This window comes from Lacisediminihabitans sp. H27-G8 (assembly GCF_046156175.1).
Taxonomy (GTDB): domain Bacteria; phylum Actinomycetota; class Actinomycetes; order Actinomycetales; family Microbacteriaceae; genus Lacisediminihabitans.
In genome coordinates, this window is the sequence record NZ_JAYLVL010000003.1 from 643,675 (window position 1) to 658,011 (window position 14,337).

General features: G+C 67.8%; 12 protein-coding genes. 4 read left to right on the forward strand and 8 right to left on the reverse strand.

The annotated features are described in order from the left end of the window. Nucleotides 1–7: 7 nt before the first annotated feature. The 6 genes from VLI63_RS12365 to VLI63_RS12390 form a co-directional block, all read right to left on the reverse strand. On the reverse strand, nucleotides 8–943 hold the full coding sequence (locus tag VLI63_RS12365; protein WP_409157133.1) for a 4-(cytidine 5'-diphospho)-2-C-methyl-D-erythritol kinase: 936 nt from the start codon (nucleotides 941–943) through the stop codon (nucleotides 8–10). A gap of 33 nt (nucleotides 944–976) precedes the next feature. Further along, nucleotides 977–1,819, reverse strand: a complete 843-nt coding sequence (gene rsmA / locus VLI63_RS12370) for a 16S rRNA (adenine(1518)-N(6)/adenine(1519)-N(6))-dimethyltransferase RsmA (protein ID WP_409157134.1) — start codon at nucleotides 1,817–1,819, stop codon at nucleotides 977–979. Continuing rightward, nucleotides 1,816–2,784: a TatD family hydrolase gene (locus tag VLI63_RS12375; protein ID WP_409157135.1), complete on the reverse strand. Its 969-nt coding sequence runs from the start codon at nucleotides 2,782–2,784 to the stop codon at nucleotides 1,816–1,818. The genes rsmA and VLI63_RS12375 overlap by 4 nt, the downstream gene beginning before the upstream one ends. Before the next feature lie 54 nt (nucleotides 2,785–2,838). Beyond that, entirely contained in the window at nucleotides 2,839–3,777 is a 939-nt protein-coding gene (locus VLI63_RS12380) for a zinc-binding dehydrogenase (RefSeq protein ID WP_409157136.1), read from the reverse strand. A gap of 16 nt (nucleotides 3,778–3,793) precedes the next feature. Continuing rightward, entirely contained in the window at nucleotides 3,794–5,374 is a 1,581-nt protein-coding gene (gene metG / locus VLI63_RS12385; protein ID WP_409157137.1) for a methionine--tRNA ligase, read from the reverse strand. A gap of 127 nt (nucleotides 5,375–5,501) precedes the next feature. Beyond that, on the reverse strand, nucleotides 5,502–7,430 hold the full coding sequence (locus VLI63_RS12390; RefSeq protein ID WP_409157138.1) for a protease pro-enzyme activation domain-containing protein: 1,929 nt from the start codon (nucleotides 7,428–7,430) through the stop codon (nucleotides 5,502–5,504). Nucleotides 7,431–7,647: 217 nt separating this feature from the next. On the opposite strand from VLI63_RS12390, the gene VLI63_RS12395 reads away from it, so the two are divergent. Beyond that, on the forward strand, nucleotides 7,648–8,499 hold the full coding sequence (locus VLI63_RS12395; protein WP_409157139.1) for an aldo/keto reductase: 852 nt from the start codon (nucleotides 7,648–7,650) through the stop codon (nucleotides 8,497–8,499). Here the strand turns inward: VLI63_RS12395 and rsmI are convergent. Then, on the reverse strand, nucleotides 8,486–9,295 hold the full coding sequence (rsmI, locus tag VLI63_RS12400; RefSeq protein ID WP_409157140.1) for a 16S rRNA (cytidine(1402)-2'-O)-methyltransferase: 810 nt from the start codon (nucleotides 9,293–9,295) through the stop codon (nucleotides 8,486–8,488). The two genes, VLI63_RS12395 and rsmI, sit on opposite strands and share 14 nt — an antisense overlap. A 40-nt stretch (nucleotides 9,296–9,335) precedes the next feature. Here rsmI and VLI63_RS12405 point away from each other — a divergent pair, with 40 nt between their 5' ends. Beyond that, a complete protein-coding gene (locus VLI63_RS12405; RefSeq protein WP_409157141.1) occupies nucleotides 9,336–10,970 on the forward strand; it encodes a dolichyl-phosphate-mannose--protein mannosyltransferase in 1,635 nt (544 codons plus the stop codon). 42 nt (nucleotides 10,971–11,012) lie between these two features. Then, nucleotides 11,013–11,633: a hypothetical protein gene (locus tag VLI63_RS12410; protein WP_409157142.1), complete on the forward strand. Its 621-nt coding sequence runs from the start codon at nucleotides 11,013–11,015 to the stop codon at nucleotides 11,631–11,633. Between the two features lie 19 nt (nucleotides 11,634–11,652). Here VLI63_RS12410 and VLI63_RS12415 read toward each other — a convergent pair whose 3' ends face one another. Continuing rightward, nucleotides 11,653–13,548: a thioredoxin domain-containing protein gene (locus VLI63_RS12415; RefSeq protein ID WP_409157143.1), complete on the reverse strand. Its 1,896-nt coding sequence runs from the start codon at nucleotides 13,546–13,548 to the stop codon at nucleotides 11,653–11,655. 22 nt (nucleotides 13,549–13,570) lie between these two features. Between VLI63_RS12415 and VLI63_RS12420 the strand changes: the two genes are divergently transcribed. Beyond that, nucleotides 13,571–14,326 (forward strand): MBL fold metallo-hydrolase, encoded by a 756-nt coding sequence (locus VLI63_RS12420; RefSeq protein WP_409157144.1) that lies wholly within the window; start codon nucleotides 13,571–13,573, stop codon nucleotides 14,324–14,326. The last annotated feature ends 11 nt before the right edge of the window (nucleotides 14,327–14,337 follow it).

Consider the following 14,337-nt stretch of genomic DNA (forward strand, 5'->3'; position numbering starts at 1 on the left):
GACCCGTTCAGGAGCCGATGAGCCGGGCGCCGTGCACCGGCCCGGTCGCCCGCACCACCGTCAAGCGGGCGGCGCTGAGGGCGATCTGCAGTTCGAGTGCCGCATCGAGGTTGGCGGCGAGGAAGGCGACGGTCGGGCCCGATCCGGAGATCATCCCGGCGAGCGCGCCATTCTCCTCGCCGAGCTCGATGACCGCGCCCAGCCGGGGCTCGAGATGGAGGGCGGGCGCCTGAAGGTCATTGTGCAGCACCTCCGCCAGCATGTGCGGATCCCCGGCGCGCAAGGCCTGGAGCACGTTGGCGTCCACCTGCGGTTGGGTCGAGGCGGGGAAGATGTCCTGCGCATGCCGATCGCGGTGACGATCGAGTTCGCTGTAGACGAGCGGGGTGCTCATGCCGAAGTCGGCGAGCGCCAACACCCACTGGAAGCTGCCCTTGGCCAGCGCCGGGCTCAGCTGGTCGCCCCGACCCGTTCCGATCGCGGTGCCTCCGGTGAACGCGAACGGCACGTCGGAGCCGAGCTGGGCCGCGAGCTCGAGCAGGTCTTCCCGGGTGAGATCGGTGCCCCACAGGCTGTCGCAGGCGAGGAGCGTGGCCGCGGCATCCGCCGATCCGCCGCCCATGCCTCCGGCGATCGGCACATGCTTCTCGATCTCGAGATGCACGCCTCCTCGATAGCCGGCGCGGTGCGCGAGCAGTGTCGCTGCCTTGATCGCCAGGTTGGACCCGTCAGTGGCGAGGCCGGACGTGTCGATCGGCCCCGTGAACGAGACCGAGAAGTCGTCGGCGACGGTGGCGCGGATGTCTTCGTAGAGCGACACGGCCTGATAGGCCGTCGCGACGTCGTGGTACCCGTCATCGAGCAGGGCACCGACCTTGAGGAACACGTTGATCTTGCCCGGTGCCCGTGCGTGCACCACCTTCGGAGCGGCCGCGGAGGTCATAACTCCAACCTAGCCGAACCCTCGGAGCCCTCTTTACGCTCCGGCGGCAACACCGTCGCGTGCCACGGCGAGGAAGTCGGCCACCGTCAGCTCTTCCCCGCGTGCGGTCGGCGCCACCCCCGCGGCTTCAAGCCGGGCCGATGCCGCGGAGCTGTCCCCCAGCACGACCGAGAGCGACTGCCGCAGCATCTTGCGTCGCTGCTGGAACGCGGCATCCACAAGGGCGAAGGTCGCGAGCCGCTCCGCTTCCGTGCCGGGCAGCTCACCGCGGTCGAATCGCACGAGGATCGAGTCCACGTTGGGCACCGGCCAGAACACCTGGCGGCTCACCTGGCCGGCGGTGCGCCACTTTCCGTACCAGGCGGCCTTGATGCTGGGGCTGCCGTAGATCTTCGAGCCCGGGTCCGCGGCGATCCGCTGGCCGACCTCGGCCTGCACCATCACGAGCCCGGTCTGCAGGTGAGAAAAGTGTTCGAGAAAGTGCAGGAGCACCGGCACGGAGATGTTGTACGGCAGGTTGGCGACGAGGCTCGTCGGGCGACCGGGCAGCTCGGTGATCGTCATCGCATCTTGGGTGATCACCGTCAGTGGAGCGCCGGGCTGCAACTGCTCCACGGTGATCGGGAGTTGCGTCGCCAGACGTGTGTCGATTTCGACGGCCACGACGGATGCCCCGGTCTCCAGCAGTCCGAGGGTGAGCGAGCCGAGCCCCGGGCCGACCTCCACCACGCTCTGGCCGGAGACGATTCCCGCCGCCTTGACGATGCGGCGAACGGTGTTGGCGTCGATGACGAAGTTCTGGCCGAGCTTCTTCGTCGGCTGGATGCCGAGCAGCTCGGCGAGGTCGCGGATCTCCGCGGGCCCGAGCAGGCTCACGCGAGGTCGGACGAGTCGATGGCCTCGTCGTAGGGCGAGCCGAGATCCTGGGTGACCGGTTCGGCATCCCAGGTGCCGTAGACCAGCTCCGTGTTGGAGGTGATCTGGGCGGCGAGCAGCGCGACATCCGTGCCGAGATGGTCGGCCATGAAACGCAGGGTGGTGGGGATCAGGTACGGAGCGTTGGGGCGCCCGCGGTAGGGCACCGGGGTGAGGAAGGGAGCGTCAGTCTCGATGAGGATCTGACTGCGCGGGATGGCACTGAGCGCATCGCGCAGATTGCCGGCGTTCTTGAACGTCACGGTGCCGGCGAAGGAGAGATACCAGCCGTTGTCGGCGCAGAGCCGTGCCATGTCGGCGTCCCCCGAGAAGCAGTGGAATACCGTCTTCTCGGGCGCTCCGTTGCTCCGCAGGGTCGCGATCACCTCGGCATGGGCATCCCGGTCGTGGATCTGCATGGCCAGCTCGTGCTTCTTGGCTATGGCGATGTGCGCCTCGAACGAGCGATACTGCGCGCTGCGCCCGCTCTCCTCCGTGCGGAAGAAGTCGAGTCCGGTCTCCCCTACGGCGCGCACCCGCGGCCGGCCGGCGAGTTCGTCGATCTCGGCGAGAGCCGCATCGAGCTCCCCCGCGGCCTCATACCGGGGAGCCTCGTTGGGATGGATGGCCACGGCGGCGAGCATCCGCGGTTCGCGCGCTGCCATCTCGGCAGACCAGCGCGAGGTCTCGAGGTCTCCGCCCACCTGCACGACGCCGCGCACGCCGACGCTGGACGCGCGGTCGAGTTGCTCGCGGTAGTCGAGCGCCTCCTCGCCATCACCGATCTCGAGGTGGGTGTGATTGTCGTAGACCCCCACCGTGAGCGCCGACGGCAGCGGCGGATAGCTCAGGTCGCGGGTCTTGCCCTGCTCCGACGAGCTGTCGCGCTGCCGGATCGGGCCGTGGGATTCCTCGAGCGCGGACATCCCCGAATTCTACCCGGCGTGCCCTCGTCCAGCTGGCGACAAGAGCGCGACCGGTCACACCGAGTCGGCGGGCCGCACCTCGAGAACGATCTTGCCGAGGCCGTGTCTCGCTCCGAGACGCTCGTACGCCGCGCGCACCCGCTCGAGCGGATAGCTCGCATAGACCGGGACTTTCAACTCGCCGTTCGCGACCAAGCGGGCAAGCTCGGTCAGCACCTCCCGCGGCTCGACCGTCGACATGCCGTCGGTCTTCACCCGGAACTTCTTCTTCGCCGCGAAGTCGATGATCGTGTTGATGCGGTCCTTTGCGACACCGAGGTCGACCGCGACCTGCACATTTCCGTCGCCATGCGCATCGATGAAGGCGTCGACCCCGTCCGGCACGATCTTCCGGATGCGGTCGGCCAGCCCCTTGCCGTAGGCCACCGGGATGGCACCGAGACTGCGGAGGAACGCATGGTTCTCCTCACTCGCGGTAGCCACGACCGCGGCTCCGGCGAGCACGGCGAGTTGGGTCGCGATGATTCCGACCCCTCCCGCTGCCCCGGCCACGACCACCGTGTCGCCGGATCGCACATCCACTGCGACGATGCAGGCCCGCGCCGTGGTGCCGGCGACGAAGAGGCTCGCGGCCTCGTTCCAGCCGACCGCGTGAGGCTTCGGGATGACCCGGCTCGCGTCGATCGTCACGACTTCGGCCTGCGCGTCGCGCCCGTCCGAGAAGCCGATGACCTCGTCACCGACCCGGGGGAAGTCGACCCCCTCGCCCACCGCCGTGACCACGCCGGCGAAGTCGCTGCCCTGTCCCTCGGGGAAGTGGGCGGGGAAGGCCTCATGCATCCGGCCCTCCCGGATCTGGATCTCCCCCGGGTTGATCGCGGCGGCAACGACCGCGACCTGCACCTCGCGCCGGCCCGGCGGCCGGGCATCCACCTCGACGACCTCGAGCACCTCGGAACCGCCGTACCTGCTGAACTTCACGGCTTTCGGCATGCTGTGCTCCTTGGGGTCAGGTCGTGACGGCGGTGTCCGGCTGTTCGATGCGGGGAAAGAGGGACGCGGGAAGCGGGGAGACCGAGGGTCCGCCCTCCCACTCGGAGGCGGATCGCACGTCCTGGTCGGCCACGTCTCCGGTGCCGCCGAGCGCCGTCCAGAGCGTGGCCGCGGCGTCCGGGATCACCGGGGAGAGCAACACCGCCAGGGTGCCGAGGCCGCGCACGATCGTGAAGAGCACGGCATCCAGCCGCTCGGCGTTCGCCGGGTCCTTCGACAGCGCCCACGGTTCCTGAATGGTGATGTAGCCGTTCAGCTCGTCGACGAGAGTCCAGATGGAGGCGAGCGCCTCGTGGATGGCCAGTCTGTCGATGGCGGCATCCGCCTCGGCCGTCACGCGGAGGCCGGTGGCGAAGATGGCCTGGTCTGCCTCGGTGAGAACGACCCCGGTCGGGATGACTCCGGCGCGGTAGCGCGTGACCATCGCGATCACTCGCGAGGCGAGGTTGCCGAAGCCGTTGGCCAGCTCCGACTGGTAGCGCGCGGAGAGATCCTCCCAGCTGAATGAGCCGTCCTGGCCGAAGCTGATGGCGCGCATGAAGTAATACCGGAAGGCGTCGACGCCGAAGGTATCGGTGATCTCGGAGGGCGCGATACCGGTGAGCTTGGACTTGGACATCTTCTCGCCGCCGACGAGCAGCCACCCGTGGCCGAACACCCGGCGGGGCACGGGGAGTCCCGCCGCCATCAGCATCGCGGGCCAGATGACCGCGTGGAAGCGGGCGATGTCCTTTCCGACCAGCTGCACTGCCGGCCAGCGCCGTTCGAAGTTCTCGGTGTCGGTGCCGTAGCCGATCGCGGAGATGTAGTTGAGCAGCGCATCGAACCAGACGTAGACGACGTGGCTGTGGTCCCACGGGATCTGGATGCCCCAGTCGAAACTCGACCGCGAGATCGAGAGGTCGTCGAGCCCCTGCTTCACGAACGAGATGATCTCGTTGCGCACGCTCTCCGGCTGGATGAAATCGGGCTGCGACTCGTAAAGATCGAGCAGCTTCTGCTGGAAGTCACTCATACGGAAGAAGTAGTTCTTCTCCTTGAGGATCTCCACCGGACGCCCGTGGATCTTGCACACCAGCGTGCCGGCGAAGTCGCCGTCCGCGGTCTCCATGAGGTCGTCGAGCTGCTTGTACTCCTCGCAGCCCACGCAGTAATAGCCCTCGTATTCGCCGGAGTAGATGAAACCGTCGTCGTAGAGCTTCTGCAGGAAGATCGTGACGGCCTTCTCGTGGCGCTCGTCGGTGGTGCGGATGAAGTCGTCGTTGGCGATGTTGATGGTCTTCAGCAGCGGCAACCAGGCATCCGCGACGAGGGTATCGGCCCACTGCTTCGGGGTGGTGTCATTCGCCACGGCCGTTCGCAGGATCTTCTGGCCGTGCTCGTCCGTTCCGGTGAGCAGCCAGGTGTCGTCGCCGGCCTGGCGATGCCAGCGGGCCAGAACGTCGGCGGCGACCTCGGTGTACGCGTGACCGATGTGCGGCACATCGTTCACATAGAAGATCGGGGTCGCGATGTAAAAAGAGTCAGCGGCGGGCATTCGATCATCCTAATTGGCGGCGGATGCTACGGGGTCCCCGTTACGCGGTGGCCGCATACCCGCAGTCGATCACCGACGAACGGCCCCGGCGATCGCTCGCCGGGGCCGTTCATTCATGACGGTGCGATCAGTGCCGCCCGGCCGCCAGCAGCGACAGCAGCCCGAAGGTCACACCGCCGATGCCGGTCACCGTGTCGTACCGGCGGGTGGTCTTCAGCGAGGTGTCCTGGTCGAGACTGATCAGGTAGCTGTTGCCACTGGTCGCGCTCGTGTAGACGAGGGCCTTGGTCGGATTCTGCGGCTGCACGTCGCGGAACGAGAACGGCAGGATGCGGTCGAGCCCGTACAGCGTCGGGTTCGCGAACCCGATGGCCGTGTGGGTCGCCTGCTGCACGATCGCGATCTGGGCGGCGGTCAACGGTGAGGCCAGCGAGGTACCGCCGTAGGTGTCCCGTTCGAAGTCCCCCACCGCAAGGGTGCTGTCATCGATGATCGGACGGATTCCGACAGAGAATCCGGTGTACGGATCGGCGAGGGCCGCGATGTCCGGCGAGACCCGGAAACCGTGCGAGAGCGACGCCGGAACGACTCCCCGCTGGTAGGCCGGGGCCGCGAACACGGCGCTGGTGCCTCCGCCCGCTCCCCCGAAGAAGGCTCCGGGAAGGGGTGAGAGGTAGCTGGTGCCGGTCGGGTCGATCTTGTCTCCCGCGGTGCCCCATCCGGTCTCATAGGCGATCTTGCCGGCCTTGGTGATGCCGAGGCTGGTGCCTCCCACGGACGTGACATACGGGGAGGATGCGGGGAAGTCGGGGGACGCGTAGCCGAGGTTGGCCACCTCGTCACCGCTGTCTCCACTGGAGAAGTAGAGCCCGATCCCCTCGCCCGCCGCCTGGATGTGCAGGTTCTGCGCGCCCTTCAGCGCGTCATCCGGGATCGCCTCGCCGAGGTTGCCGTAGCTGTTGCTCACGATGTTGGCGAGCTTGTTGTCGAGGATCTTCGAGAGCGCGACGTCCAGTCCGCCACCGCAGTTGAAGCCTCCGACGTAGAGGATCTTCGCGCCGGTCGCGATGCCGTGCACGGCTTCGACGTCGAGGGTCTGCTCTCCCTGCCATCCGCTCGGGAAGCCGCAGGCCTCCTGGTCCACGAACTGGGCGGGGGTCGGCACGATCTGCGAGTAGTTCGCCGCCGTGAGGCCAGGCTCACCGAGTGCCGCCGAGTAGGTGTTCACGTCGTTCACGATGGACGGCGAGGCGTAGGCATCGATGATCGCCACGGTCTGGCCCGCGCCGTTCACTCCCGACTTCGCGAGCGAGTCGAGCCCGTACGCGGAGCGCAACTGCGAGGGGACATAGCCGCAGTTGAAGGTGTCGAAGGTGGTCTGCCCGTAGGCGGCCGGGGCCGTCACGGTGTGCTCACCGGTATAGGTGGAGCACTGGGCGGCGATGGCCGAGGGGGTCGGAGCCTGGCGGCTGAGGGCGTTCGCCCCGGCCGGCAGGTCACCCTGCTTGATCGAGTCGGTGTGGGTGAGCAACTTCGCCTGGTCGATGCTGAGTCCCGAGACCTTGCCGGCGAGAGCCGAAGGCAACGAGGGGGCACTCGACGGTGCCGCGAGGACGTGTCCGGAGTAGTTGTAGTCGTGCAGGGTCGTGGCGAACAACGATCCGATCTGGGCGGCCGTTCCGCGGAAGACCACGTACTGGCGGCTGGCCGGCACTGCGCTGATCGTCAGTCCCTGCGCGGTGAGGGAGGCGACGACGGCATCCGAATCCGCCTTCGTCGGTGCGAAGCGCTGGATCCACGTCTGCGGTGAGAGGAACTGGCGGTATCCGCGGGCCCCGGGAGTGGATGCTGCGGTGGCGAGGGCCTCGGCCCCGGCCTGGTCTCGCAGCGGCAGGTAGATCTCCCCCTCGACGGTCTCGTCGGCGGCGGTCACCCCGGCGTCGTTCGCCGCGGTCGCCCAGCGGGGTACCGCCCCGGCGAACGACGCGCGATCGGCAGCGGAGGCTGTCGAGACGCCGGTGAGTGAAAGTGCGATGACGGTGGTGGCCGTAGCCACGATGCCGAATGTCCTGCGAGAGAACACCCTCCGGCGTGCGCGATTGTCCACGTATTGAAACCTTCCCCAATGAAGAATGACCGCGCCGGAAAAGGGCGCAATCGCGACGATAACCCCGCTCGATCACCCCGACAAGGGGGGTTAACAGGAATTTTACATTCAGCGCAAAAATTGTGCGCGAGCGCTCGGATTCAGGCGCTCGACCTAGGCTGGGCGCATGAAATACCGCAGAATCGGCGATGTCGCCGTCAGCTCGATCGGGCTGGGCGCGATGCCGCTGTCCCTTCCGGGCCGGCCCGATCGGGACCGGGCGATCGAGACCATCCATGCCGCCCTCGACGCGGGCGTCACCCTCATCGACACCGCCGATGCGTACACGACGGATGCCGACGGCCAGGGCCACAACGAACTCCTGGTCGCGGAGGCTTTGCGCGGCCGCACCGAGGAGGTGCTCGTCGCCACGAAGGGCGGCCTGCTCTTTCGCGACGGCGGACCGTGGGATCGCAATGGCACACCGGCACACCTCAAGGCGGCCGCACGGGAATCCTGCGCTCGCCTCGGCGTCGACGCGATCGGCCTCTACCAGTTCCACCGGCCGGACCCCTCGGTGCCGTATGAGGAATCCATCGGAGCGCTTCGTGAACTCCTCGATGAGGGTGTCATCCGCCTTGCGGGCATTTCCAACGCCACAGTGACTCAGATCGCCCTGGCCGACCATGTGCTCGGCGGCCGGCTCGTCTCGGTGCAGAACCAGTTCTCACCGGCCTACCGGTCGAGCCTCGGCGAGCTCGACTACTGCGTCGCCCATGAGATCGCCTTCCTGCCCTGGAGTCCGCTCGGTGGCATCGGACGGGGTTCCGATGTCTTCGACGAGGGCAGCGCATTCAGCGAGGTCGCGGCCGAGCTCGGGGTGAGCCCGCAGCGCGTCGCGCTCGCCTGGGAACTCTCGCTCGGCCACTGCGTCATCCCGATCCCGGGGGCCAGCCGCCCCGAGACGATCACCGACTCCGCCGGCGCCGCGGAACTGGCGCTGAGCTCCGAACAGCTGGCGAGACTCAGCGCGCCTTGAGCGCTCCCTCGTAGAGATCCCGCTTGCCGAGTCCGGTGGCATCCGCCACTTCGGATGCCGCGTCCTTGAGCTTCGATCCGGCCGCGACGAGCGACTGCACCTGCGCGATCCCGGCGTCGAGATCGACCTCCTGCGCAGCCCCACCCTCGACCACGATGCAGATCTCGCCCCTGACGCCCAAAGCGGCCCACTCGGAGAGTTCTGCGGCGGTGCCCCGACGCACTTCCTCGTAGAGTTTGGTCAGCTCGCGGCAGACCGCGACCCGACGATCGGGCCCGAAGGCCGTTGCGATGTCCCCGAGGGCATCGGCCAGGCGGTTGGGCGACTCGAAGAACACCATGGTGCGGGGTTCCCTGGCGAGCTGCCGAAGGGAGGCGAGACGCCCTTTGCGCGGCAGGAAGCCCTCGAAGGTGAATCGATCGGTGGGCAGCCCTGACAGCGCAAGAGCGGTGATCACGGCCGAAGGGCCGGGCAGCGCGGTGACGGTGACGCCGGCAGCCGCGGCCGCCGTCACGATGGAGAACCCGGGGTCGCTGATCGCCGGCATGCCGGCATCGGTGAGCACGAGCACATCGGTGTCGCGCGCGAGTTCGGCGATCTCGGCGGCCTTCTCGACCTCGTTGTGTTCGTGCAGGGCGATCAGTCGCGGACGGTTCTCGATGCCGAGGGCGCGCATGAGGTGGATGGTGACGCGCGTGTCTTCCGAGGCGATGACCTCGGCATTGGTCAGAGCCTCCACCAGCCGCCGCGAGGCATCGCCGAGATTGCCGATCGGAGTCGCTGCGAGGATGATCACCTGCCCATCCTTGCAGCGAACCCTCGTTACCATTGCACCTGTGACCAGAGCCGACTTCGATGCCGTGGTCGGCGCGCCGCGTCCGTCTGGGCCGTCGTCGCATCCGGCCGAACCGAGCGGCACCCGGCTCGACGCATGGTGGGGTCGGCTTCTCGTCCTGCCGGGAGCCCAGCGGCTCTGGTATTGGGGCGGCCCGATCGCCGTCACCCTGCTTGCGGCCGTGCTCCGTCTCGTGCGCCTGGGTGATCCGCGGTCGCTCGTGTTCGACGAGACCTTCTATGTGAAGGATGCCTGGACGCTCCTGCACCTCGGCTATGAGGGGTCCTGGCCCAATAATGCCGACCAGGCCTTCAATGCCGGCGATGTCAACATCTTTACAACCTATGGATCCTATGTCGCCCATCCACCCCTCGGCAAGTGGATGATCGCCCTCGGCCTGCGCGTCTTCGGCGCGGAGAACACCGTCGGCTGGCGCATCAGCACCGCTCTCGTTGGCATCCTCGCGGTGTTCCTCCTGGTGATCGTCGCCCGCAAGCTCCTCAACTCCACCCTGCTCGCCACCATCGCCGGCGGCCTGTTCGCGATCGACGGGCACGCGATCGTGATGTCGCGAACCGCGCTCCTCGACAACTTCGTCATGATCTTCACGCTGCTGGGATTCGGGGCCATCCTGCTCGATCGCACCCAGAGCTCTGCCCGCCTGTCACTGTGGCTCGCACGCCGGGCGGAGGCCGGCCGCGGCATCGACTGGGGGCCAGCGATCTGGTGGCGCCCCTGGCTGCTCAGCGCGGGCATCCTCTTCGGAGCGGCCACCGCCGTCAAGTGGAGTGGGCTCTACTTCCTCGCCGCCTTCGCCGTCTACACGCTGGTGGTCGATGCGCTGGCCCGGCGTGCTGCGGGCATCCCTTTCTTCATCAGCGGCACGATCTTCAAGCAGGGCCCGGTCACCTTCCTGCTCACCATCCCGCTTGCGGTGGCGACCTATCTCGCCAGCTGGACCGGATGGTTCATCACGAAGGACGGCTATTTCCGCAACTGGGCGGAAGTGCCCGGGAACGCCGCCACGGGGCTTTTCGCCTGGGTGCCCCACTCGGTGCAGAGCTTTCTGCACTACCAAGCGAGCGTCTACGACTTCAATGTCAACGAACACACCGTCCACCCCTACTCGGCAAATCCCTTCACCTGGCTCTTCCTCGTGCGTCCGACCGCGTTCTACTACGTCGGGCAGACCTCGGGGCAGGGCGGATGCACCGTCTCGAGTTGCGCGGAATACGTCACCTCCATCGCCAACCCCATTCTCTGGTGGGCGGCAACGGCCGCCCTGTTCTACCTCCTCTACCGGCTCGTGCGTCACCGGGAGTGGCGGGTCGGCCTCATCCTGATGGGAATGGTCGCCGGCTACCTTCCCTGGTTGCTCTACTCCACCCGCACCATCTTCCAGTTCTACGCGACCGTCTTCGAGCCGTACATGATCCTCGGACTGGTGTTCGTGATCGGACTGATCCTCGGCCGACCGGACGACTCCACCTATCGCCGAACCCGCGGCATCGGCATCGTTGCCGTGTTCCTGTTCTTCGTCGTGCTGGTCAGCGCGTTCTTCTACCCGGTCTGGACGGGCCTGCAGGTACCGGAGATCTTCGCGCGACTCCATTACTGGCTTCCCGGCTGGCGCTGATCCGCTGCGGGGCCGCACAGGACCGTCCCGTAGCATGACTTCATGTCCGCGCGTTCCGTTCTCGCCTACGTCACCGTCGCCCTGCCACCCCTCGCACTCGCCGCTATCGGGGTCACCCACCCGATGCATCTCACCGCGACGTCGGCGGAATACTGGCGGAACCTGCACATCGCGATCCTGCCGATTTTCCCTCTTCTCGCCTTCGCTCCGTGGCTGGTGGCGCGGGGTGCGGGCGCCCTCTTGGCCTGGATCGTCGGCGCCCTCGGCTTTGTCTATGCCGCCTTCTACACGGCGCTCGATGTGCTCGCGGGGATCGGCGCGGGCGGACTCAAGCTCGACGGCATGGGCATGGCGACGGGCACGGTATTCGGTCTCGGCAACCACATCGGAGAGGTCGGCAGCGTGTCATTCATCGCGGCCAGCGCGATCGCGGCGGCGACGGCCATCGCGCGATTCCGCTTGGTCGCCCTGCCTGGTTCGGTGCTCGTGGTCGTGGGCGCGGTGCTCTTCCTGCAGGACCACATCTACTTCCCCGTCGGGGTGATCGGCCAGCTCTGCCTCGCACTCGGCTGGCTGTGGCTCTGTGTAGTGATCGAACGGCCCGCGCGCGACCGTGAACCTCTCGTCGAGCGCGTGGAGAACGTCGCGGTTCGGACCGACTGAGGGTCGGCGCACCGAAGGCTCAGCCCAACAGATCGAGGGCCTCGGCCAGTTCCCGAGGTTCGACGACGGGAAGGCGGCAGACGAAGTCCCTGCACAGGTAGGCCGCTTCGCGATCCCGTCCCTCGAACAGTTCGAAGCCGGCCTTCGCGAAGCTCGCGGTCTGCGCCGGGGTCACCACGATGCTGAGCAGACCGCTGCCGAAGCGGGACCGGGCCAGGTCGGCCAGATCCGACTTCGGGTCCTCGCTCACCACGACGAGCTGCGCGATCGGCCGGGAGAGTGCGGATGCCACCGCGAGGGTCGCACCGAACGACACCGGGCGCGGCACGGCAAGGGGCAACAGGTGCCGGACCACTCGGTCGGCGGCTTCCCGATACCGCGGGTCGCCCCCGAGCAGATGCAGCGAGACAGAGGCTCTCGCCATCGAGCTCAGCCCGGAGGGGTAGGCACCTTCCGAGGGGTCGTTCTCGATGGCAGTGCCCTGCGCCACCAGCACGGGGTCCGCACCTCCCGGCACGCCGAAGACGCCGGAACCCGCCGCGCCGAGAGTCAGATCGATCAGCGATCGGGCCACCGAGGCGTAGTGCACGTCTCCGGTCGCCGTCGCGAGGTCGAGCAGCCCGGAGGCGAGCATTCCGTAGTCTTCGAGGGTGGCGTGAGCCGACGACATCCGTCCGCCGATGGATGCTCTCACCAGCGTCCCGTCGGCGCGCAGGTGCCCTTCGATCACCGCGTCGGCTGCCCGTCGGGCGGCCACGATCCACTCTTCACGTGCGAGCGCGAAACCGGCGGTCGCCAACGCTCCGATTGCCAGCCCATTCCAGCCGGTGAGGATCTTGGCATCGATCGGCGGAGGTTCCTGCGCAGCACGCGCCGCTGCCCCGAGGGCGAAGTACGCCCCTTCCCGCCGCACGCCGTCGATGGTGCTTTCGCTGTCCTGCGCCGAGGCGAATCCCCCGACCGGCTGCTGCATGACCCCGATGAGAAACGCGGAGATGCCCTCCGCGACCTCGACGGCCCAGTCCCGCGCCTCGGCATCGAGCTGGGCGAGCCTCGTGAACGCGGTGAGCAGCTGGGCGTTGTCGTAGAGCATCCGCTCGAAGTGGGGATCGGTCCAGTCCCGTTTCGTGGCGTACCGGAAGAATCCGCCCTCCAGGCGGTCCCTCAGCGCGGCGGTCGGCTGGCCGGGGGCGGCGTGCCGACCGGAGAGCGCGGCGAGCGCGCGGGAGGCGAGCGCCAGGGCCGGTGGGGCATCGGCACCCCGCTCGAGCAGGAAGAGCAGCACCGGCGCGACCGGGAATTTGGGGGCGCCGCCGAAGCCCCCGAATTCGGAGTCTTCGTAGGCGAGCAGTTCGGCGACCGCCGAATCGAGAGGCCCCGTGCCGGCCTCGCCCGAGTCGGCGGTGTGTCCATCAGCCGGCTGTCGCAGCGCGTCCGCGATTGCGGCCGCCGTAGATTCCACCTGGGGGCGTCGGGCGGTCCAGGCATCCGCCACCGCATCGAGCACCTGCCCGAACGACGGGATGTCGCCCACCGCCGTCGGCGGCCAGTAGGTCCCCGCGTAGAAGGCCTTGCCCTCTGGCGTGACGAAGACGTTGAGAGGCCACCCCAGGTTGCCGGTGAAGGCTCCGGCCGCGGCGAGGTAACTCGCGTCCACATCGGGATGCTCCTCCCGATCCACTTTCACCGCCACGAAGTCCGCGGCAAGGCGGGAGGCGATCACGGGATCGCTGAAGGTCTCCCGCGACATCACATGACACCAGTGGCAGGTCGAGTACCCGATCGAAACCAGCACCGGCACATCCCGTCGCCGCGCCTCGGCAAAGGGCTCGTCTCCCCAGGGGAACCAGTCAACGGGATTCGCCACGTGGGAGCGCAGATAGGGGCTCACAGCATCCGCGAGTCGATCGGCCATGTCTCCAGCGTAGGCTCGCACTGTGTCTACGACAGCCATCACTGTTATCGGCGGCCCCACCGCACTTCTCGAGTACGCCGGCCTGCGGATCGTCACCGATCCCACCTTCGACGCTCCCCAGGTCTATGAAGATCCGGACGAGACCACCCTGGAGAAGACTGCCGGTCCGGCCATCGCCCGGACGGATCTCGGCCCGGTGGACCTCGTGCTGCTCTCGCACCACGGCCACAAGGACAATCTCGACTGGGAGGGTCTCGAACTCATCGCGCAGGGCATCCCGACCCTGAGCACACGGCAGGCCGCCGACGACCTTTTCGGAGGCAGCGTCATCGGCCTCGACAACTGGGAGAGCTACGATTTCGGCGTCGTGACGATCACCGCGATGCCCGCCCTGCACGGGCCGCCCGGGTCGGAACCGATGGTCGGCCCGGTCATCGGGTTCATGCTCGAAGCCGAGGGTGAGCCGACGGTGTATGTGAGCGGCGACAACGCGTCCCTGCCGCTCGTGCGCCAGATCGCGGATCGGTTCGCCCCGGTGGATATCGCGCTGCTGTTCGCCGGAGCGGCCCGCGTCGACGAGATCGATGCCGACCTCACCCTCAACTCGACGGATGCCGCCACCGCGGCCCAATCGCTGGGGGCACGGCTCGTGGTGGGCCTCCACACCGAAGACTGGACCCACTTCAGCCACACGCGACCCCAACTCGAGGCCGCCTTCGAGGGCAGCGGCATCCTTGCCGACACTCCGCGCGGCGTCCGCGTCGAACTGGGCGGTTAGGCGAACCCGCG